Below are 20,283 nucleotides of genomic sequence, written 5' to 3'. Positions count from 1 at the left end.
GCACCCACGGAGGAGACCATGCCCCACGACTACCCGTTCCCACCCGAGGACCCTCACGCGGACGACGTCCACCCGCTGACCGAGCAGGACTGCTGGGCACGCCTGAGTCGGAGCGGCCTCGGACGTCTCGCCGTCATCGATCCGCAGGGTGCCGACATCTTCCCCATCAACTACCTCGTGCATGACAGTCAGGTGCTCTTCCGGAGCGCGCCCGNGGGGGGGGGGGGGGGGGGGGGGGGGGGGGGGGGGGGGGGGGGGGGGGGGGGGGGGGGGGGGGGGGGGGGGGGGGGGGGGGAGCACCAGCGCCGGCCCGTTCAGCCCCGCTTGTCGAGCCGGTGCTGGGCCTCGAACACGGCCGCCTGGGTCCGACGTTCGAGGCCCAGCTTCTCGAGGAGGCTGGAGACGTAGTTCTTCACCGTCTTCTCCGCCAGTCCCAGCTGCTCTCCGATCTGCCGGTTCGTCATCCCCTGACCGATGAGGGCGAGGATCTGCCGCTCCCGGAGTCCGAGGGACCCGAACCTCGGATCCGCGGACTCCGGCTGCGACAGCGTGGACTCGAGCTTCGTGACGGCCGCGGCGTGGAGGAGCCGTCGACCGGCGGCGACCTGGCGGACGTCACGAGCGAGGTCCGGCCCCCGCACGTCCTTCAGCACGTATCCCGCCGCTCCCGCCATCACCGCGCTCATCGTGGCCTCGTCGTCGTCGTAGGCGGTGAGCATCAGGCACCGCAGCTCCGGGTGCTTCGATCGGATCTGCCGGCAGAGGTCGATGCCGCTGCCATCGGGCAGACGGACGTCGAGGATCGCCACGTCGGCCATGACGGCGTCGAGCCGTGCGAGAGCCTGCGCGATGCTCCCCGCCTCGCCGACGATGGTGAGGTCGTCCTCGACCTCGAGCATGTCGGCCACCCCACGGCGCACGAGCTCGTGGTCATCGACGAGGAAGATCCGGATCATCGCAGTCCTCTCAGATCGACGTTCGTGGCGGAGGGTTCTCGGGGTCACAGCGGCGCGGTCCCGGCGCGGTGGTCACGGCACGGGCACGGTCCATCGGACCGTCGTCGCACCGGGGGCGCTCGTGACCGAGACGTCCCCGCCGCGGGCATGGGCACGATCACCGAGGTTCTTGAGCCCGCCGCTGCGACGGGTGGAGTCGAAGCCCACGCCGTCGTCGCGGACGGTGACGTCGATCCGGGTCTCGCCGACCGTCACCGACAGGTCGACCGTGGTGGCACGAGCGTGCCGGACGACGTTGCTCAGCATCTCCCGGGCCGCGGCGGTGACGTCGTTCAGGAGCTCGCCGGTGATGATGATGTCGACGGGCCCGGCGAAGGCGACGTCGACCGATCGCGGGACCAGCTTCGACGCCTCCGCTGCGAGGTCGACGAGGAGGTGCCGAGCGAGGGGCGCGCCGTGCTGGGCAGGCGGGTTGATGGCGAAGACGATCGTCCGGATCTTCGTGATGCTCTCGTCCAGGCGCGAGATCGACTGCTCGAGCAGAGCCGTCTCGGCCGGATCGTGCGGCCGCGCGGCCAGGTTGTGGAGGTCGAGACCGGTCGCGAACAGCAGCTGGATGACGTGGTCGTGCAGGTCGCGGGCGATCCGGGCGCGGTCCTCGAGCAGCAGACCGCGCTGCTCGGCCTCACGGGCACGAGCGAGCTCGAGGGCGAGGCTCAGCCGCGCGGCGACATCCGACACGACCGTCCTCTCGACCTCGCCGTACTGTCCCGCGCGGGGAGCCCTCGCGATGCCGAGGACGCCCCAGGTCCGATCCCGGGTGGTGAAGGGCACGAACACGGTGGCGCCGATCTCGCCTCCCGAGACGAGGGCGAGCGGATCGGCCGGTCCGCTGAGCCTTCCTCCGACTGACAGGCGCGATTCGCCGCTCTCCAGCACGATGCCCGCCACCGTCGACGCGGCGGGGACGACCTCGTCGAGCAGGGCGTCCTCCCCGACGCCGCGGACGGCAGCGACCCGGACGGTGAGCGGATCCGGGCCGGGCACGAGCAGGACGACACGCTCCGCGCCGGACTCGGCGAACAGCTCGTCGACGATCAGACCGAGCGCGTCGTCCTCCTCGGCGCCCAGCAGCATCGGAGTCAGCCGCGCGGTGACCCGCATCCATTGCTCGCGCAGGTGCGTCTCGCGGAACAGGCGGGCGTTGCGGATCGCGTTCCCGGCCGTCACCGCCAGCGCGGAGACGAGCTCCTCGTCCTCGGCGGAGAAGCCGCCCCCGCGCCGGTTCCCGAGGTACAGGTTCCCGTAGACGGTGTCGCCGACCCTCACGGGCACCCCGAGGAACCCGTGCATGTCTGGGTGGTGGGCGGGGAAGCCGGAGGAGCGCGGGTCGGACGCGAGGTCATCGAGACGGATGGGGCTCGCCTCCTCGATGACCGCGCCGAGCAGGCCGTGTCCTTCCGGCAGGTGCCCGATGCGGGCCACCAGGTCGGCGGACATCCCGGTGTGGATGAAGGACTCCAGTCCGCCGGTGGGGGAGATGACACCGAGAGCGGCGTACTCCGCGTCCACGAGCTCGGCCGCGGAGTCGACGATCTGCTGCAGGACCGCGGTGAGGTCGATCTCGGCGCTCACCGCCGCACTCGCGCGGAGAAGCGATCGGAGCCGCTCCTGCGCCCGGAGCACCTGCTCCGCACGGTCGACGACGTCGTGCGCACGAGTGCCGGCGTCAGGACGACGGTGCTGCGAGCGGCCCCCGACCCCTGGCGACCGGGACCCGTGCCCGTGGGGATCGAGAGAGGTCTCGTCGCTCATCGCGGCCCTCCCACGCTCACGTCGTCGACCAGGCTAGCACCGCCCCGCGCACCCCTCAGGGGGCTCGAGCGCGAGGCGACGGGACCTACGACCCACGACGGCGGCTCCGATCGGGCGAGCATCGGAGCGGACTCGAGGAGGTGCGATGGGCGGCACGATGCTGGTCGGAGTGGACGGCACGCTGGCCGGTCGGACGGCGCTCGGATGGGCGCTGGGCTGGGCGCGGACGCACGGGCAGAGCGTGGAGCTGGTGCACGTGGTCGACGACGACCGGGGCCGGCTCGGAGCGAGCGTGCTCCGCGACCGGCGCGAGCGGGCCGCTGGCCTCCTCGCCCGCGAGACGGAGCACGCGCGCACGGGCCCGACCGAGGTCGAGGTGGCGTGCCGCCTGCTCCACGGCCACCCGGTCACCCGGCTGGCCGAGGCCGCCCGGTCGGCATCCGCTCTCGTCGTGGGCACGCACAAGACCGGATTCGCCCAGGGACGGGTGTTCGGATCGCTCGGTCTCCGGTTGGCCCCGCTCGTCACGAGACCGCTCATCGTCATCCCGACGGAAGGCCGGCGCCAGCGCCGCCGAGTCGTGGTGGGCCTCGGAGATGCCGGGGAGACGGCGGCGGTGGAGTTCGCCGCACACGCGGCCTCCCACTCCGGTCACGAGCTCGTCGTCCTCCGCGCCGGGTCCGGACCGGACGACGTGGAGGAGTCGCGACGTCTGGAGGGTGCCGTCGCGATCGCGCGGAGGACGATGCCCGGACTCACCGTGCGCGCACGGCGGACGTCGGCCCCGGCGGGGGAGAGCCTCGCCGTGGCGTCGGAGTCCGCCGAGCTCACGGTGGTGGGGCGACGGCGCGACGACGCGCCCCTTCCACTCGGCGCCACGGGCATGGACCTGCTGATGAACCCGGGCGGGCCGGTCGCGGTGATCCCGTTCGACGCTCCACGCGAGAGGGCCGCGCGGCCCTGAGGTCCTCTCACGCCGTCGGACGGACGACCCGCGCCAGGGTCCGCAGTCGGGCGCGCGTCGCCGCGGACAGCTCTCCTGCCCAGGCCGCGGCGTCGGCCAGCTCGGCCGAGGAGGGCGCCGAAGGATTCGCGAGCGAGAAGCTCCGAGCGGGCAGCACCGGCCTCATGCCCTGACGGAACAGAGCGGTGTCGACCTTCTCGCTCAGCGTCCAGAGGGTGGGCAGCAGCGACCACCTCCGGGTATCGAACGCGCCGTACCAGTGCCCCTCGACACCGCGCGCCGTGAGGCCGGCGACCGATCCGATCACGGCCGCGACCGGATCTCCGCCCGCCTCCGGACGGCCAGACCCGGAATCCCGGTGGGCCCGCCCGGAACGCCTCCGCACGCCCGCCCCGACGATGAGCAGATCGCACCGCAGGGAGGCCGCGCGGTCGATGTCGAGCACGGTGACGTCGGCGCCGGGGATGGCCTCGGCCATCGCCCGAGCGAGCGGCTCCGTGGGAGGGGAGGCGGCGTCGAAGAGGATCACGCAGTCCATGTCTCGACCCTGCCGACGTCGGGCCCGTCAGGAGGTGACATAGGTCCCGTCGGATCCCCGCAGGTCTTTGGTCCCGTCCGCGCGGTCACCGGACCGACATCCTGATCCTCGTGACCGACCTCCTCGATCCTCTTCTCCTGTCGCGTTGGCAGTTCGGGCTGACGACGATCTACCACTTCCTCTTCGTCCCTCTCACGATCGGCCTGGCGACCACGGTCGCGCTGTTCCAGACGGCGTGGGTGCGGACCGGGAAGGCGCGGTACCTGCAGATCACGCGGTTCATCGGGAAGCTGTTCCTGATCAACTTCGCGATGGGCGTCGTGACGGGGATCGTGCAGGAGTTCCAGTTCGGCATGAACTGGTCCGACTACTCGCGGTTCGTCGGAGACATCTTCGGAGCGCCCCTGGCGATGGAGGGCCTCCTCGCCTTCTTCCTCGAGGCGACCTTCATCGGCGTGTGGATCTTCGGCTGGGACAAGCTCCCGAAGCGCGTCCACCTGGCCTCGATCTGGCTCACCGCGGCTGCGACGGTGCTGTCGGCGTACTTCATCCTCGCGGCCAACGCCTTCATGCAGAACCCGGTGGGCTACCAGCTCGACGAGGCCCGGGGGAGGGCCGAGCTGACGGACATCGGCGCCGTCCTCACCAATCCGGTCTCGCTCGCCTCGTTCCCGCACACGATCTTCGGCGCGTTCATGGTCACGGCGGCCCTGCTGATCGCCGCCGCCTGCTGGCACCTGGCGAGGAACCGAGGCGAGGACACCATGCGCCCGATCCTCAAGGTGGGCCTGTGGATGATGGTGATCGCGGGCGTCGGGACGGTGCTGTCGGGGGACCAGCTGGGGCTCGTGATGGTCGACACCCAGCCGATGAAGATGGCGGCGGCGGAGGCCCTGTACAACACGGCCTCCGGCGCGAACGCCTCCTTCTCGCTGTTCACATGGGGCACTCCGGACGGATCCAGCGAGCTGTTCTCGATCCGCATCCCCTACCTGCTCTCGTTCCTGTCGACGCACACCCTGGACGGGACCGTCGAGGGGCTCAACGACCTCCAGGCGCAGTACGTGCAGCTCTACGGGCCCGGGGACTACATGCCCACCGTCTGGATCACCTACTGGGCCTTCCGGTGGATGATCGGGCTGGGCGTCGTCTCGATCCTGATCGCGATCGCGGGGCTGTGGCTGACCCGTCGGGGGCGGGCTCCTCGCCGGACCTGGATATGGCGCATCGGAGTGTGGGCCTTCCCGCTCCCGCTGGCCGCGATGTCGGTCGGCTGGATCTTCACCGAGATGGGTCGGCAGCCCTGGATCGTCTTCGGACTGCTGAAGACCCAGGATGCGGTGTCGCCCGGCATCAACGGATGGGACGTGGTGGCGTCGCTCGTCGCCTTCACCCTGGTCTACGGCGCGCTCGCCGTCGTGGAGTTCCGGCTCATCGTCAAGGCCATCAGGAAGGGTCCCGGTCCGGATCCGTCGGACGACGACGCCTCGCAGGACAGCCCCTCGCTCACGACCACGGTCTACTAGGAGACACCCATGGATCTCGCCACCCTCTGGTTCTGGATCGTCGGATTCTTCTTCATCGGCTACTTCGTGCTCGACGGCTTCGACTTCGGCGTCGGGATGTCGCTGCCCTTCCTCGGCAGGGACGACACCGACCGTCGTGTGCTCATCAACACCATCGGCCCGGTCTGGGACCTCAACGAGACCTGGGTCATCGTCGCCGGCGCGTCGCTCTTCGCCGCGTTCCCCGAGTGGTACGCCACGCTGTTCTCGGGCTTCTACCTGCCGCTGCTCCTCATCCTGCTCGCGCTCATCGCCCGTGGGGTGTCGTTCGAGTACCGGCATCAGGGCAAGGGCCTGAGGTGGACGCGGTGGTTCGACGGGATGATCGTGGTCGGGTCGGCGGTGCCGGCCCTGCTCTGGGGTGTCGCGTTCGCGAACATCGTGCAGGGCGTGCCGATGGATGCGGACCACACCTACCTCGGCACGCTCCTCGACCTGCTGAACCCCTATGCGCTCCTCGGCGGGGCGACGACCCTGCTGCTGTTCTTCACCCACGGCGTGGTGTTCGTCGCGCTGAAGACGGACGGCGAGATCCGGAGCCGAGCGCGGCGCCTCGCCACCCGCGCCGGCCTCGTGACGATCGTCGCGGCCGCGGCGTTCCTCCTCTGGACGGATCTCGCCCACGGCACGCTCGCGTCGTGGCTGCTCTCGGCGGTCGCCGCGGTCCTGCTCATCGCCGCGGTGCTCGCCAACGCCCGGGCCGCGGAGCGCACCGCCTTCGGCTTGACCGCGGCGACGATCGGCGTGGCGGTGCTCGCCCTGTTCTCGGCCCTGTTCCCGGACGTCATGCCCGCGTCGAACGACCCGGCGAACTCGCTGACCATCGCGAACGCGTCGAGCACCCCGTACACGCTCACCGTGATGACCTGGGTGGCGGCCATCGCCCTGCCGGTCGTCCTCGCCTACCAGGCCTGGACCTACTGGGTCTTCCGTCGCCGGATCACGAGGGAGCTCATCCCCGCTACCTGATCCCGGGTCTCCGGGCCACCTCCCGCGCCTAGGGGACCAGGACCGTGCGGGCCGCGGCCGATCGGGGACCGGACCACTCGCTCTCCACGTCGCGGAGCGGCACGGCTCGGGCCGAGACGTGGGGCGTCCCGGACATGATGAACTCGGCCAGCGAGGGGAGCTCCGCCACGATGTCGCGCGTGCTCACCGAGCCCTGTCCGCTCCCGACGATCCGCAGCCCGGACGCCCGCAGCGCTGCGGAGGGGATGGGCGCCTCGGCGCCCGCGACGGAGCCGATCTGGACCCAGGAGAACGCTGCTCCACGGTCGGGGCGGGCCTGGACGATCGCCTTCATGGCGCCCGCCGCGGGAGCACCCCCACACGTAGTCGAGCACGACGTCGGCGGAGGAGATGGTCGAGCTCTCCTCGAACGTCACCGTGTCGTCGGCTCCGAGGGCACGGAGGTCGTCGAAGGACGCGACGTCGCGAGCGACGGCGGAGACGCGGGCCGCTCCCAGATGCCGCGCGACCTCGATGGCCAGCCGTCCGGCGCTCCCTGACGCTCCGAGGATCGCGACGTGCGCCTCGGCGGGGAGGACGATGCGGCGACGGAGGGCGATCCACGACGACATCGCCGGGTTCATGGCCGCGGCCACGCGGACCGGGTCGATGGCGGGGGAGAGGACGACGCTCGCGCGCCGATCGATCACCGCGCGTTCGGCCATGGCACCCCCGTCGACGACGAAGTAGAGCAGACGGCCCTCCGCATCCCGCCCCACGCCGTCGATCCCGGGCACGAAGGGGAGGGGGAGGGTCTCGGTGTAGTGCGACCCGTCCGCCTGGGATCGGACGCGCGGATGCAGCGCGGAGGCGAGCACCTCGACGACGGACTGCTCCGGGCCGGCGGGCTCCGGATCGGGCGCGTCGAGGTACTGGGGGACCTGATCGAGATCGGTGACGACGGCGGCGTGCATGGCTCCTCCTGGTATAGTTGGTATCACGAACTATAGTAATTCGTAGTGCGAACTACAAGGAGGATCGATGCAGGAATCGTCGCCCGCCCAGGACGAGGACCAGGATGCTCTCGTCGACGCCCTGGCCCAGACGGCGTTCGTGCTCACGAGCGCGCTCAACCGCATCGCAGCCGACAACGACCTCTCGATCACGCAGCTGCGTCTCCTGGGAACGCTCCGCGGACGTTCTCCCCAGATGAAGCGCCTGGCCGACCACCTGGGCCTGGAGAAGTCGACGCTGTCGGGCCTGATCGATCGCGCCGAGCGCCGAGGCGTCGTCCAGAGGCGTCCGAGCGAATCCGACAAGCGTGTCGTCGAGGTCACACTGACACCCGACGGCGAATCCGCGGCCCGCCGCATCGAGAACGACGTCCGCCTCGCCGTGGAGCCGATCATCCGACGACTCGACGCAGCAGATCGCGACGCGCTGCGCGTCCTGCTCGAGCGGATGCTCGGTCCCGCGCCGCTCTGATCCGCCCGCCCGCGGCCGTCGCCGAAGCGCTGATAATGCACATTATGTCAACAGCCGCATAATCGACTTCTCCCGGACCCTGATATCGGCCCAAGAAGCGGCCCTAAGCAGCCCACGCGGGACAACACGCTGCGAGCACTGAAGTTCGGGAACTTGAGTGGCTTTGGTTGCCTGGATGAAACCAGGCTCCGCGGATGTGTGCTGACTTGAGGACGTCGCCGAATTCCAGGCCGAGCTCGTCGCAGACCAGCCGCGCTCAACGAGCTGAAGATGCGTCAGGCCTTGTGCCCAAGCATCGTTCGAGGGCTCTCGCTCGTTTCTGCTCGTGCGCCGTGGCGCTACGTCCGATGCCACTCCCCCACTCCAGCACCAGGGCGTCAGCGACCCTCGCAGCTCTCAGAACTGCCGATGTCGACTCCAAGCTTCTGAGACAGGTTGGACTGGGCGCTGATGCTGGAGGGGCCCTGAGAGATCGCGATCTGCGACGGGCAGTAGATGTCGAGGAAGTAGCCGGCCACCTGATCGCTCGCCATAGCGGTTCGCTCCGGCTCCGGCGTTCCTCCGAACGTCACGGTGCACCCGGTAAGCAAGGGCAGCACCGCCGCCGCCCCTACGATCGCGCCTGCGGCCGCACTCCACCTGGTCTTGCTTACCTTTGCACCGATCAACGTTGTCACTCCCCCAGAGCGCCCGTCCCACGGTGGACGGGCTTGACGAGATCGTACAGGTCGTGAGAGACGCGGCCGGGACATCCCGAGCCGCCGACGAGGGCGCGCACTCCTGTGGTCCCTCGCCGGAGCATCAGGGAACGTAGGAGAGGATGACGCTTCCAGGACGGACGTTCGGGTCGATCGAAAGGCCCGCGTCGATGCTGGCGACGACGACCCCGTCTCCTTCGATGTTGTAGCTGGCCTCATCGGCGGTCTTCTCATACCCGGCGTAGCCGTCCGTGTAACCGGCCGACAGGAACGGGCCGCCGATCGCTGCATGTTCGATGGAGTCCCATCCGAGATTGATCTGCGTGGCGCCGTTGCCGAGGGTGATGCGCATCGCGCAGTCGGGAGCAGGAAGCGCAACCCCGCCCACCGTCGCCACCGACGACGTGTCTTCGATGCTCTCGGGCTGCAGCGCGGCGATCTTCATCTGAGCCGGGAAGTAGTACCCGCAGACCGTGTCAGCGTCGGTCTCCGCTTCGGTCTCCTCGGCGACGACCTCCTCCTCGACGGGCGCCGTCGTCCCTGTCGGGTCCGCAAGGGATGTCGCCTCAGCAGCCATCGGGTCCTCCGCACCACCGCTGGCGCATCCTCCCAGCGCAAGAACGAGGACACCTGCCGTCCCCAAGACGCAGGCTGCCCTCACGACGTGCTTCATCGACTCTTCCCCCGGGGTTCGACGCGGATCTACGGGATCACCCTAGCGGAAAGCGCGTGCGCGGCTCGGCGGCATCTCTGCGATGAGAGTTCGGAGCGGCGGCGTCCGGCAGGCCCTCGACGCGCAAGAGCCCCGCCTTCGCGCTCGAGCAGCATCGTACGGGCGACGGCGTCGCCTTCACCGCCTTGGACGGCGGCGAGGTGCGCGCCGTGGTGAACGTCAACGTGCACGGCGGCCGCGTCACCGACGTGCGGCTGCAGGTCGATCCGCAGAAGCTCACCGCCTGGCTCCCCGCGCACTGACCTCACACCCGGCGAACCTGCATCGTCATCCCTGTGACCGGCACGAATCGGCCAGGGAAGGGACAGTCATGGAGATCCTCATCGTCGGCGGCAACGGACATGTCGGACGCCGCCTCGGCGCGAGACTGCGGGAACTCGGGCACACCCTGCGGATCGGCTCGCGGCAGAACGGTGTCGATGCGGTGACGGGCGAGGGCCTCGGCGAGGCGATGTCCGGAGCGGATGTGGTCGTGGACGTGCTCAACACGGCCGAGATGGATGCCGCGGCCGCGACGGCGTTCTTCCGGGGCACCACGGAACGGATGCTGGCGGCCGAGCAGACCACGGGTGTCGGCCACCACGTGCTGCTGTCGATCGTGGCCTCGACCACGTGACCCCGGCCGACGGCACCGCCCAGGTCATCGTGCTCGCCGTCGCCGCGCTGCTGGGACTGGGCATCGCCATCCCACCCCGCCGCACCGCCCCGAAGCCCCAGACAGGAACACTGCGGGGGTGACTGACGTCGTGCCAAGAGCAGCGCCCTCTGCCGTGATGCACCGCAGTCACGAGGTCTCGACTGCGGCATCACGCACGCAGCCTCCTAGCACGCTCAGACGCGGGTCAGCGGGAGATGCGGTTCCGGGGGCAGCTGCACGTCGATGGGGTCTCCGGCGGCTGCCCGCCCGCCACGAGAGACGATCCCCATGACGCCGGCGAGGCGGACGACGCGCCCGTCTCCCTCCGAGCGCACCACGTGCTTGAGCAGGCCGGGCTGGAACTCGTTGATCTGCTGGCAGGGGTTCCGCAGTCCTGTGATCGTCACCACCGCGGTGCCGAGGGTCAGTCGTGCGCCCACCGGAAGCGAGAGCAGATCGATGCCGCGTGTCGTGATGTTCTCCCCGAGGTCCCCGGGCGCCACCGAGTACCCGCTCTCACGGAGTGCGTCGAAGAGCTCTTCGTGGATGAGGTGCACCTGCCGCAGATTGGGTTGCGACGGATCGGCGGCGACCCGCGACCGATGCTGGACCGTCACCCCACAGTGGGCATCGCCTTCGACGCCCAGCCCCTCGAGAAGCGTGACCGAACCGCGCGTCGTCTTGCTGAAACCATGCGAGGCGCTGCGGTGGACCGCGACGATCAGGGCCGACATGCTTCCATCGTTCCACGACGCCGGCGGCCCGGCCGCCCCTTCCTCTCCCCTACCGGCGCCGCGCGATCCGCCGTCATGACGACCGCACCGTCAGGCGCGGCGCCGGCGGGTCGCGACGAGCACGGCCGCGCCCGCCGCAGCCAGCAGGGCGGCGAACCCGCCCAGGGCCAGGAGCGGCGCGCCATCCGTGCCGGTGGCGGCGAGGCCGGCCTGCCCCGAGGTGCTGGACCCCGAGCCCGCGCCAGGCCCACCCGCGCCAGGCCCCCCGGGCGTCCCAGGGTTCCCCGGCGTCCCCGGCGTCCCCGGCGTCCCCGGCGTCCCCGGCTCACCCGGCGTCCCCGGGTCAGCCGGCGCGACGACCACCACGAGCGGCTCCGACACCGACGCATCGAACGCATCCGGATCCGTCGGCGTGAAGCGAGCCGTGTACACGTGCGAGCCCTCCGCCTCCGGCACGACGACGAGCTCAGCCGCGCCGGCCGCCGCCGCGACGCGCGACGTCGGATCCGCGACCAGCGACGCCGGCGCCACTGCACCGATCACGACGGCCCCCATCCGCTCGTCTCCGTCGAAGAACTCGACCGTCCCCGCCGCCTGAGCCGGCGTCACCGATGCCGACAGGGACAGCTCCGATCCCACGGTCGGGTCGACCGTGCGCGACGAGAGCACCACCGAGGTGGGCTCCGGGGTCGGAGCCACTCCGTCGGTCGCCAGCGCGAACAGTCGCATGCGCTCCTGCTGCGGCAGGGTGACGGACACGATGGTCCGGCCCGTGGGCACCGTCCAGATCGGGCTGGCGAAGACGTAGGCGCCGTGCACGCTGGAGTTCGCGTTGCGCTCGGCCATCTTCGCGACCACCGAATCGCCGTAGACCGGGCTGCCGTCGGACGACGGGAGCACCCAGTCCCCGAGGCCGACGTGCACGACCTCGACCGATCCGTCGTCCAGCGTGACGGTCGCATCCCCCTCGGAGCCGCCGTCGCGCGAGGCGCCGATGAAGCTCAGCTGCGTGGGCGAGTACGGGACGGTGATCTCCTGCCCAGCCGGGATGACCGCATCCGGAAGCCCGACGGGCGATGACGGCCAGGTGAACGCCGTGGATCCCACCGGGATCGACGCGCCCGGCGTCACGCCGTGCAGCGCGAGCTGCTCACGGGAGTAGCTGTTGCCGGCTCCGTCGAAGTCGGCCACGGCGGCGTCCGCCTCCGGAGCAGTCCCGACGACGTCGTAGTACGACGCCAGACCACCCGGACGCGAGGTGTCGACGATCACCGTCGACACCCTCTCCACGCCCGCCGCTGAGACGGTGACGTCGACCGGGTAGAAGCCGTCCGGCACCGAGGAGTCGACGTTCACGGAGATCGCCGCGTGACCCGAGCCGGTGGCGTCGACCGACCCGGCGGCGGTGCCGACGGTGATCCCCGGCTGAACCGAGGTTCCGGATGCGGTGAAGTCGGTCACTCCGCCGCGCATGGCCTGCACGTCCACGTCGAGTGCGCCGGAGGCACCCGGTGCGACGGCGAGGTTCGACGGGGAGGCGTTGGCGGTCACCGGGGTCCCGCGGTCGCTCCACGACGGCGGGGCGGCCGAGACCTCGGTGCCCCAGGTCGTGTCGGGGGTGCCGGAGAGCGTGAAGTCGACCGAGCCGCCGGTGGTGACGATCGAGGCCGGCAGCGAGGTGCCGGTGGGCGCGCCGTCGACGGAGAGGCCCGCGATGTAGCGGGCGCAGTCGGGGCCGGACGCTCCGGGAGCGGAGATGTCGATCGTCGCGCCGTCGCCGAGGCTGATCCTGGCCTGATCGAACGCGGGGGTGTTGACCGCGAGCACGGTCGTGCCCGGTGTGGCCGGGTAGAGGCCGAGGGCCGCCCAGACGTACCAGCTCGACTGGGCGCCGAGGTCGTCGTTGCCCGGTTCGCCGTTGGGCGTCGGGGCGAACAGCTCGGTGCGGATGCGGTCGACGAGCTGCTGCGTCTTCCACGGCTGGCCGAGGTAGTCGTAGAGCCAGGGAACCCCGAAGTCCGGCTCGTTGCCCGCCCACAGGTAGGGCTCGTTCGGGCCGACGTTGAGCTTCGTGACGAAGTCGTCGAGCCGCGCGGCTGCTGCGTCGCGGCCGCCGAGGGCGGTGACGAGGCCGGACACGTCCTGCGGCACGAGCCAGAGGTACTGGGCGGCGTTGCCCTCGTCGAAGCCGTCCTGCCCGAAGCCCGAGGTGGGTTCGACGAAGCCGGGGCCGTCGGGGAACGCGCCCGCGGCGCTGCGCGGCGAGATGTATCCGGTGGTGGGGTTGAAGAGGTTCTGCCAGTACTGCGCCCGGTCGGCGAACGCATCGGCCGTGGCGTCGTCGTCCAGCGCGGCCGCGAACTGCGAGATCGCGAAGTCGTCGATCGACCACTCGAGCGTGATCGAGGCGCCGACGACACGATGGTCGCCACGGAACTCCTGCGTCTGGGGCGCGTATCCGCGCTCGAGGTAGGACGCGATGCCCGGCCGTTCCACGTACCCGTTCAGACCCGCGCCGCCCTCGGTCGCGCTCTTCACCATGTACTGCAGGGCGGTGTCGAGGTCGAAGTCGTCGGCACCGAAGGCGTGGAGGTTGGCGATGAGCGGCACGACGCTGTCGCCCGTCATCTGCCCGGTCGCCGAGTTGGCGAGGCCCCAGCGCGGGTACGACCCGCTCTGCACGGCATCGTTCACGAGCGACTGCGCCATATCGCTCGCCTGGGCCGGGAAGAGCATCCCCTGCAGAGGTGCGAGCGAGCGGTAGGTGTCCCAGTCGGAGAAGTTCGCGTACTGCGAGTGGCCCGGCTCGACCGAGTGGATCGCGCCGTCGAAGCCGATGTAGCGTCCGTCGGCGTCGTCGAAGGTGTTCGGATGCAGGAGCGAGCGGTAGAGCGAGGTGTAGAACGTCTCGAGGTCACCGGCATCCGTTCCCGCGACCGCGATCCGCGAGAGCGCGTCCTTCCACTGCGTGGTCGCCGCGGCGCGTGCGGCGTCGAACCCGCTGGTCTCGGCATCGAGGTTGGCGATCGCGCCGTCGACGCTGACGTAGGAGAGCGCCGTCTGCACCTCGACGTCGCTGCCGGACGCGAACTCGACCCAGCCGCCGCTGCGGTTGCCGTCTGCGGCACGGGCTCCGGGCGTGACCGTCTGCCCCTCCCACGTGCCGAACGCCTGGACCGGCTGCGAGAACCGCATCGCGAAGTACACCGTGTAGGTGTTGCCCTTGCCGCAGAAGTTGCCGGTGGTGGCCGACCCGGTGACCGTGCCGTCCTCGGCGATGGCGATGCTCGCGTCCGAGTTGCCGGCGAGAGAGCCGGCCGAGCGGATGTGGAGCAGGGCCGGGCGGCCGTCGTCGGGGTAGTCGAAGTCGCCGATGCCCGTGCGGGTCGTGGACGTCAGCTCAGCCGAGACTCCGGTATCGGGGAACCGGACGGTGTAGTAGCCGGCGGTGCCGACCTCGGTGTCGTCGTGCGCGATGCGCTCCGACGCGCTCCACGGGTCGGAGCCGATCGGCGTGGTCGTCGGCAGCATCGGGATGTCGCCGAACGCACTGCAGCCGACGGAGGCGTGGGTCATGCTGAACCCGGTCGAGCGGTCGTTGTCGTGGTGGTAGCCGGCATAGGTGCTGGTCGTATCGGGCGAGTACTGCACCATCCCGAACGGCACGGTGGCCCCGGGAAAGTTGTTGATCGACCCCACCGACTCCCCTCCGGTGCCCGTGCCGTTGAGCGTGTCGACGTACTGCACCGGGTCGTCCACCAGGGCTGGCTCCGCGGCCACGGCGCTCGTCATCGGCACGAGTGCTGCTGCACCGCCGAGCACGGCGGCGGCGAGCGCGCCGATCAGCGTGCGGGATCTCATCATCGAGGCATCTCCAGATCGGTGTCCCGTCGGCAGTCCTGCCAGCGGGTTCATGACAACGTTGTCAGATGACCGGCGAAAACGCAATCATCATTCCGCCGCCCTGCGGGCCGCGAGCCGCGTGAAGGGTTCGCCGGTCCCCCGCCCGACCGCCGGGCGGGGAGCGTCAGCTGCGCGTCGCCCTCGTCGCGATGAGCATCGTGGCCAGCGCGGCCAGGGCAGCGACCGCCCAGGTGATGGCCTGCATCGCCCAGAACGGCCCGTCGGCGAGCTCCCGTGTCGGGGTGGTGAGGGCGGACTCCGCGAAGACCAGCGTCGAGTTCATGAGAGCGTGGGCCCACGCGGCCGGCCACATCGACGAGGACATGATCCGCGCTGCGGAGAGCACGAAGCCGATGATGAGCAGATCGATGCTCGTCGCGCCGACCTCGCGGAGTGCGAGGTCGCCGCTCGAGGCGTACCCGAGGGTGAGCGGGAGGTGCCACACCATCCAGAGCAGCGCGATGACCGCGCTCGCGCGGAACGCTCCCCACGGCGCGAGGGTCGACTGCAGCGCCCCGCGCCAACCGATCTCCTCGCCCGTGACGGTGAGCAGGCCGAGGAGCGCGAAGGGCAGGATGAGCGGAACCAAGCTCCACGCGTCGGCCGAGGGTTGCCAGGCGACGACGCCGGTGGCCACGCCGAGGCCGGTCGACGCGGCCGGGATGACGAGGAAGACCCCGAGCATGAGGGCCCACGTGCCCAGGATGCGCCGAGACGCGAAGGGGCGGATCGCGGCCCACCTGATGAAGGATGCGCGGCGACGGGCGAGCAGGTGAGCGGCGAGGGCGGAGAGCGCGGGGGCCCAGGAGAGTGCGGGCACCACGGCGTTGAACGTGTCGGCGTCGGCTCCGGTCAGCCACAGCGGCGCCAGCACCGCCGTGGTGAGGGCAGCCAGCACACCCAGGAACCAGGCGAACGCGCGGCGATCGACGAGACCGAGACGGTCGCTCGTGACGGCCGCCGATGCTTCGGCGGTGCGGACTGGGTCGTTCACGGTGGCTCCTCGGGCTGAACGGCGCGCGTCGCCGCGACTGAAGTCTTTCGCGCGTGATCGCGGCAGGCATCGCCCGCCCGAGGGGTTCTGGGTCACCCCCGAGGGTGAGGGACGAGGCCGTGCTCGTAGGCGAAGATCACGGCGTGCACGCGGTCGCGCAGCCCGAGCTTCGTCAGCACGGCCCGCACGTGCGTCTTCACGGTGTCGTAGGCGAGGTGCAGTCGCTCGCCGATCTCGGCGTTGGAGCATCCGGCGGCGAGGAGGTCGAGCACCTGGACCTCACGCGGAGACAGCGACGCGAGCACGTCCAGGTCGGGCGTCGGCCGTCGACGTGCGTGTTCGATGACTGCGCTGACGACCTGCGGAGCCAGGACCGACGTCCCGTTCGCCACGTCGCAGAGGGCCCCGACGAGCGCCTCGGGCCGGGCGTCCTTCGTGAGGAACCCGCTCGCGCCGGCGCGGAGCGCGCCCATCACGAGGTCGTCCGCGTCGAAGGTGGTGAGGATGAGGACCCGGGTGGAGGGCCACAGTCGCGCGATCCGTCGTGTCGCCTGGATGCCGTCGAGCCCGGGCATCCTGATGTCCATGAGGGCGACGTCGACACGGTGCGAGCGGAGGATCTCCAGCGCCTCGAACCCGTCCCCCGCCTCGCCGACGACGTCGATCCGGGGGTCGGCGCCGAGCACCGTCGCCAGCGAGGTGCGCAGGAGGGCCTGATCGTCGACGATCAGGACTCGCACCGGTGTCATGACGAGTCCGCCGTCACCGCCGAGCTGGTCCGCGCGGGCACCGTGGCGCGCAGACGCCAGCCGGCGGCGTCGCGCTCGACGTCGAACGTGCCGCCTGCGGCGGCCACTCGTTCGGCGAGGGCGATCAAGCCCGAGCCCGCGCCGACGCTCGGCTGGTGCCCGACTCCCCCGTCGTCGTGCACCTCGAGCGTCGCTGCACCGGCTGACCACGTGAGTCGGACGGCCACGGTCACCGGAGCGAGGAGATGCCGGAGCGCGTTCGTGATCCCCTCCTGCGCGACACGCACGAGCGCCAGCTCGGCGTCGGCCGCGACCGCGCCGCGCGTGCCGGCCTCGACGAACGTCACCGCGTGCATCGGCGTCGATGCCGCGTCGACCAGGGAGGGGAGCGTCTCGAGAGAGGGGACGGTCGAGGTGCCGAGCGAGGTCGCGTCGAGCATCGGCAGCATCGCGCGGAGCCCCGCGAGAGCCCCGCGCCCCGTCTCCGCGATCTGCCCGATCGACTCCCGAGTGGCCTCGTCGCGGGCTCCGATGCGGGCGGCCTCGGCCTGAGCGACCATCAGAGCGAGCGAATGCCCGATGACATCGTGGAGATCCCGCCGGATGTTCGCCCGCTCCGCCCGCCTCGCTGCGTCGACACGAGCCCGCTCGTCCGCCTCGATCGCGTCGGCTCGAGCCCGGCTGCGACGCGCGGCCGCCCAGACGCCGGCGACGATCGTCAGGAGCGTCAGCGCTTCGAGCAGCTGCACGCCGTCGACGCGGGCGTCGGTGAGGCGCGCGACCGCACAGCACTCCGCCAGGACGACACCGGCGATCCCGACCACGAGGGTGAGGACCGGCCACGGCGGCGCGGCCGTGGTGACCAGCCGCCAGCCGACGAGCAGGAAGCACCCTGCGGAAGGAAGCAGGACCCCGGTCGACCAGCCGGGCATCGGCACGATCGCGAGGCCCACCATCGCGACGGAGGCGATGACGAACGCCAGCACCACCCGCCGAGCCGCGACGTACAGCGCGACGTGGAGCGCCACCGCCATGACCACGACGACGCCGATCATCGCGACCGGCGATCCCGCTTGCACCATCGCGACGACCACGAGCGCACTCGCCACGACCAGGACGGGCTGGGAGACGACGGCGACCCTCCGCCACGCGTCCCAGCGACCGACCACTCCCCCATCGTGCCAGCCGTCCGCCGCAATCACGTCACCCTGCAGGGTGAGTGCGTCAGTCGCCCCTCCTATCGGCGCGCAGCCGGGCCCGGAGAGCCTTCCGGCCGGCCGAGCCCTGCATCACGGACTGAACACCCACCTCGACCAGGGGGCGTAGAGCGGGGATGCCGCGTCATCGTCGCGTGCGACCGCGGGTAGCGCGATGCCGCCGTACTCGTTGTCGAAGAACTCGCGCAGCGATCGTCCGTAGAGGATCATGTCGTCGTCGACGATCGAGAAGACGGGCGAGTGCTCGCCGCCGATGTGTTCCGGAACGTAGCGGCGTCCCACGAGCGGGACGAGCCGGGCCCAGCCCGCGCTCTCGGACCTGGCCACCTCGTTGCGCTCCGCGGTGGTCTCGGGACGGACTCCCCACTCGGGTGACCAGAAGACCCCGTCGTTCACCGATCTCAGGATGTCGTCGACGGGACGGGAGATGGCCTGCCGCAGGGCCGGTGTGTCGGATCTCCAGTCCCACCACCCGCGCCCCCGAGGTGAGATCTGCGAGAGGAACCACCGATGTTCAGGGTTGAACGTGACGCCATACCGTCGTTCCGACGCACTGAGCTCGTTCGCAGACAGCCCCGGCTCGACCACCACACCGAACCGGCGGAGCCGTCCCACGATCTCCGGGATGTCCAGCGGAGCACTGTCGGTCATCCTCCACCCCCGGAGGTCGAGCCTACGCCGCGAGACATCCCCGCTCAGAGCGGCGTGCGGAGGGCCCTGCCCGCGCTGTCGTAGCGCGGGCGGCGCGGCACGGACGGCGCGATCGCGTCTGGGGGCGTGGCACTCTCGCGCGACGTATGCGGGTCCGCGGGGGTGCCTCCGGCCGGGGCGGTGTCGTCGGCGAGGGCCTCGCGCACGAGGGAGCGGGGATGGTACCTGCGCGGGTCGAGTCGACGCCACTCGTCGAGGGAGAGCTCGCCGCCGATCTCGGCCCGAGCGCTGTCCCGGGCGACGTCGAGGAGGTCGCGCAGCGACCGTACGAGCTCGCCGAGGCGGTGCGCATAGTGCGGCAGACGGTGCGGGCCGAGGACGAGGGCGGCGATGAGGGCGAGCACGACGAGCTTCTCGAGGCTGAGTCCGAACACGGCGTGTCCTTTCGGGGAGGGCGGTCAGCGGGCGAGGCGGCGCACGATCGCCCGGTCGTGCAGGTGGGCGACGACCGCTGCGGCCGCGAACAGCAGGGTCATCGGTGCCGCGAGCAGCAGCATCGACACGACGTCGGCGGACGGCGTGGCGATCGCGCTGAACAGCACGATCGCGAGCAGGATCCAGCGCCATCCGGCCCGGATGCGGACCGCCGGGAGGACGCCGGCGAGGTTCAGCAGCACCACGAGTGCGGGGAGGACGTAGGCCACCCCCGCCGCGACGACGAGCTTCAGCACGAAGTCGACGTAGTCGGACGCCTGCAGGATGCTCGTGTCCTCGCTCGGGACGAAGCCGGCCAGCAGCTCGACCATGTGCGGGAAGATGCTGAGGCCCGTGGCGCATCCGGCGAGGAACAACGGCAGCGCGGCGAGGGTGAACCCGAGCGTGTAGCGGCGCTCGCGGCGGGTGAGCCCGGGCATCACGAACGCGAAGACCTGGTGCAGCCAGACCGGAGCCGCGAGCACGACGCCCGTGAGGAGCGCGACGCGCATCCTCAGCTCGAACGCGCCGCTCACGCTGTCGTAGTTGAGACTCGCCGAGCGCGTCCCGGCCAGCGCGGTGATGGGAGCCCGCAGCACGTCGAGCACCGGATCCGCGAGGAACCAGCCCGCGACCACTCCGGCCGCGATCGAGATCGCCGCGACCAGGAGGCGCCGCCGCGCCTCGCGGAGGTGTGATCCGAGCGGCATCCGCCGACCGGCGGGAGCGCTCGGCGGCGCCCCGGCCTCCGCCGGCGCGGGGGCGGCGGTCATGCGGATGCGCTCCCGCCGCCCAGCGCCGCCGCGTCACGCCCCTGCCGGGTGGCGGGGGCGGATGCCGACGGCGAAGTGGCGACCACCCCGGTCTCGGTCTCGGCCTCGGACGCCTCGCCCGGGTGCTTCCCCGAGGCATCGGGATCCTTGATCTCGGAGCGGAAGATCCGCATGGACTGGCCGGCGCTCCGGGCGAGGGCGGGTAGCTTGGCGGCGCCGAAGAGCAGCAGCACGACGGCGAGGAGGATGAGCGCGTGCCATCCCGTGAGGTTCTGGAAGAAGCCCATGATGTCCTTTCGAGGCGGGTTCGCAGCCCATCCGGCAGCGGACCCGAGGTGAGGTGAGGTGAGGTGAGGTGAGGTGAGGTGAGGTGAGGTGAGGTGAGGTGGGGCGGAGTGAGGTGGGGGTGGGGCGGAGTGAGGTGGGGGTGGGGCGGAGTGAGGTGGCAG

At 71.0% G+C, this 20,283-nt stretch carries 23 protein-coding genes; 8 read left to right on the top strand and 15 right to left on the bottom strand.

All coding sequences use genetic code 11. The annotated features are described in order from the left end of the window. Window positions 1-18 precede the first annotated feature (18 nt). Entirely contained in the window at window positions 19-408 is a 390-nt protein-coding gene (locus tag IEX69_RS21180; protein ID WP_188760930.1) for a pyridoxamine 5'-phosphate oxidase family protein, read from the top strand. On the opposite strand, the gene IEX69_RS01820 is transcribed toward IEX69_RS21180, so the two are convergent. Together IEX69_RS01820 and IEX69_RS01815 are read right to left on the bottom strand one after the other, a co-directional pair. Further along, window positions 315-956, bottom strand: coding sequence for a response regulator (locus IEX69_RS01820; RefSeq protein ID WP_085019433.1), 642 nt, complete (start codon window positions 954-956; stop codon window positions 315-317). The two genes, IEX69_RS21180 and IEX69_RS01820, sit on opposite strands and share 94 nt — an antisense overlap. Before the next feature lie 72 nt (window positions 957-1,028). After that, the gene (locus tag IEX69_RS01815) at window positions 1,029-2,771 is read right to left on the bottom strand and encodes a sensor histidine kinase (protein WP_085019432.1); all 1,743 of its coding nucleotides are present in this window, start codon (window positions 2,769-2,771) and stop codon (window positions 1,029-1,031) included. 145 nt (window positions 2,772-2,916) lie between these two features. Between IEX69_RS01815 and IEX69_RS01810 the strand changes: the two genes are divergently transcribed. After that, the gene (locus IEX69_RS01810) at window positions 2,917-3,735 is read left to right on the top strand and encodes a universal stress protein (protein ID WP_085019431.1); all 819 of its coding nucleotides are present in this window, start codon (window positions 2,917-2,919) and stop codon (window positions 3,733-3,735) included. Between the two features lie 7 nt (window positions 3,736-3,742). Here the strand turns inward: IEX69_RS01810 and IEX69_RS01805 are convergent, their stop codons facing one another. Beyond that, complete coding sequence (locus IEX69_RS01805; protein WP_085019430.1) at window positions 3,743-4,273, bottom strand: hypothetical protein; 531 nt, start codon at window positions 4,271-4,273, stop codon at window positions 3,743-3,745. 110 nt (window positions 4,274-4,383) lie between these two features. Between IEX69_RS01805 and IEX69_RS01800 the strand changes: the two genes are divergently transcribed. Beyond that, window positions 4,384-5,799: a cytochrome ubiquinol oxidase subunit I gene (locus IEX69_RS01800; RefSeq protein WP_085019429.1), complete on the top strand. Its 1,416-nt coding sequence runs from the start codon at window positions 4,384-4,386 to the stop codon at window positions 5,797-5,799. 9 nt (window positions 5,800-5,808) lie between these two features. Further along, the gene (gene cydB, locus IEX69_RS01795) at window positions 5,809-6,807 is read left to right on the top strand and encodes a cytochrome d ubiquinol oxidase subunit II (RefSeq protein ID WP_085019428.1); all 999 of its coding nucleotides are present in this window, start codon (window positions 5,809-5,811) and stop codon (window positions 6,805-6,807) included. 28 nt (window positions 6,808-6,835) lie between these two features. Here cydB and IEX69_RS20770 read toward each other — a convergent pair whose 3' ends face one another. Then, complete coding sequence (locus IEX69_RS20770) at window positions 6,836-7,141, bottom strand: hypothetical protein (protein ID WP_229756203.1); 306 nt, start codon at window positions 7,139-7,141, stop codon at window positions 6,836-6,838. 223 nt (window positions 7,142-7,364) lie between these two features. On the opposite strand from IEX69_RS20770, the gene IEX69_RS20765 reads away from it, so the two are divergent. Both IEX69_RS20765 and IEX69_RS01785 read left to right on the top strand, forming a co-directional pair. Beyond that, a complete protein-coding gene (locus IEX69_RS20765) occupies window positions 7,365-7,796 on the top strand; it encodes a hypothetical protein (protein ID WP_229756202.1) in 432 nt (143 codons plus the stop codon). A 31-nt stretch (window positions 7,797-7,827) separates the two neighbouring features. Beyond that, entirely contained in the window at window positions 7,828-8,271 is a 444-nt protein-coding gene (locus IEX69_RS01785) for a MarR family winged helix-turn-helix transcriptional regulator (protein ID WP_085019427.1), read from the top strand. Window positions 8,272-8,648: 377 nt separating this feature from the next. On the opposite strand, the gene IEX69_RS01780 is transcribed toward IEX69_RS01785, so the two are convergent. Then, window positions 8,649-8,804: a hypothetical protein gene (locus IEX69_RS01780; RefSeq protein WP_157127159.1), complete on the bottom strand. Its 156-nt coding sequence runs from the start codon at window positions 8,802-8,804 to the stop codon at window positions 8,649-8,651. Window positions 8,805-9,072: 268 nt separating this feature from the next. Next, entirely contained in the window at window positions 9,073-9,642 is a 570-nt protein-coding gene (locus IEX69_RS01775; RefSeq protein WP_157127158.1) for a hypothetical protein, read from the bottom strand. A gap of 370 nt (window positions 9,643-10,012) precedes the next feature. Between IEX69_RS01775 and IEX69_RS01770 the strand changes: the two genes are divergently transcribed. Together IEX69_RS01770 and IEX69_RS21040 are read left to right on the top strand one after the other, a co-directional pair. Then, window positions 10,013-10,318, top strand: coding sequence for an SDR family oxidoreductase (locus tag IEX69_RS01770; protein ID WP_085019425.1), 306 nt, complete (start codon window positions 10,013-10,015; stop codon window positions 10,316-10,318). Then, window positions 10,315-10,440, top strand: coding sequence for a hypothetical protein (locus tag IEX69_RS21040; protein WP_268235372.1), 126 nt, complete (start codon window positions 10,315-10,317; stop codon window positions 10,438-10,440). Before IEX69_RS01770 ends, IEX69_RS21040 begins: the two co-directional genes overlap by 4 nt. Window positions 10,441-10,533: 93 nt before the next feature. Here IEX69_RS21040 and IEX69_RS01765 read toward each other — a convergent pair whose 3' ends face one another. From IEX69_RS01765 to tatA, 9 genes are all read right to left on the bottom strand, one after another. Next, entirely contained in the window at window positions 10,534-11,073 is a 540-nt protein-coding gene (locus IEX69_RS01765; protein WP_085019424.1) for an MOSC domain-containing protein, read from the bottom strand. A 90-nt stretch (window positions 11,074-11,163) separates the two neighbouring features. Then, window positions 11,164-14,937 carry a GH92 family glycosyl hydrolase gene (locus tag IEX69_RS01760; protein ID WP_217348686.1) on the bottom strand — a complete coding sequence of 1,258 codons (3,774 nt, stop codon included), beginning with the start codon at window positions 14,935-14,937 and terminating at the stop codon, window positions 11,164-11,166. A 163-nt stretch (window positions 14,938-15,100) separates the two neighbouring features. Further along, the gene (locus tag IEX69_RS01755; RefSeq protein ID WP_085019423.1) at window positions 15,101-15,970 is read right to left on the bottom strand and encodes a CPBP family intramembrane glutamic endopeptidase; all 870 of its coding nucleotides are present in this window, start codon (window positions 15,968-15,970) and stop codon (window positions 15,101-15,103) included. A 92-nt stretch (window positions 15,971-16,062) separates the two neighbouring features. Next, window positions 16,063-16,719, bottom strand: coding sequence for a response regulator (locus IEX69_RS01750; RefSeq protein WP_085019422.1), 657 nt, complete (start codon window positions 16,717-16,719; stop codon window positions 16,063-16,065). Then, window positions 16,716-17,921, bottom strand: coding sequence for a sensor histidine kinase (locus IEX69_RS01745; protein WP_217348685.1), 1,206 nt, complete (start codon window positions 17,919-17,921; stop codon window positions 16,716-16,718). Before IEX69_RS01745 ends, IEX69_RS01750 begins: the two co-directional genes overlap by 4 nt. 87 nt (window positions 17,922-18,008) lie before the next feature. Then, window positions 18,009-18,587 (bottom strand): hypothetical protein, encoded by a 579-nt coding sequence (locus tag IEX69_RS01740; RefSeq protein WP_085019421.1) that lies wholly within the window; start codon window positions 18,585-18,587, stop codon window positions 18,009-18,011. 44 nt (window positions 18,588-18,631) lie between these two features. Continuing rightward, window positions 18,632-19,021 (bottom strand): twin-arginine translocase TatA/TatE family subunit, encoded by a 390-nt coding sequence (locus tag IEX69_RS01735; protein ID WP_085019420.1) that lies wholly within the window; start codon window positions 19,019-19,021, stop codon window positions 18,632-18,634. A gap of 24 nt (window positions 19,022-19,045) precedes the next feature. Further along, a complete protein-coding gene (tatC, locus tag IEX69_RS01730) occupies window positions 19,046-19,834 on the bottom strand; it encodes a twin-arginine translocase subunit TatC (protein WP_174604432.1) in 789 nt (262 codons plus the stop codon). Next, entirely contained in the window at window positions 19,831-20,121 is a 291-nt protein-coding gene (gene tatA / locus IEX69_RS21140) for a twin-arginine translocase TatA/TatE family subunit (protein WP_085019419.1), read from the bottom strand. Before tatA ends, tatC begins: the two co-directional genes overlap by 4 nt. Window positions 20,122-20,283: the final 162 nt, after the last annotated feature.

This window comes from Cnuibacter physcomitrellae, assembly GCF_014640535.1.
Classification (GTDB): domain Bacteria; phylum Actinomycetota; class Actinomycetes; order Actinomycetales; family Microbacteriaceae; genus Cnuibacter; species Cnuibacter physcomitrellae.
This window is presented reverse-complemented; position numbering and strand designations above follow the sequence as displayed.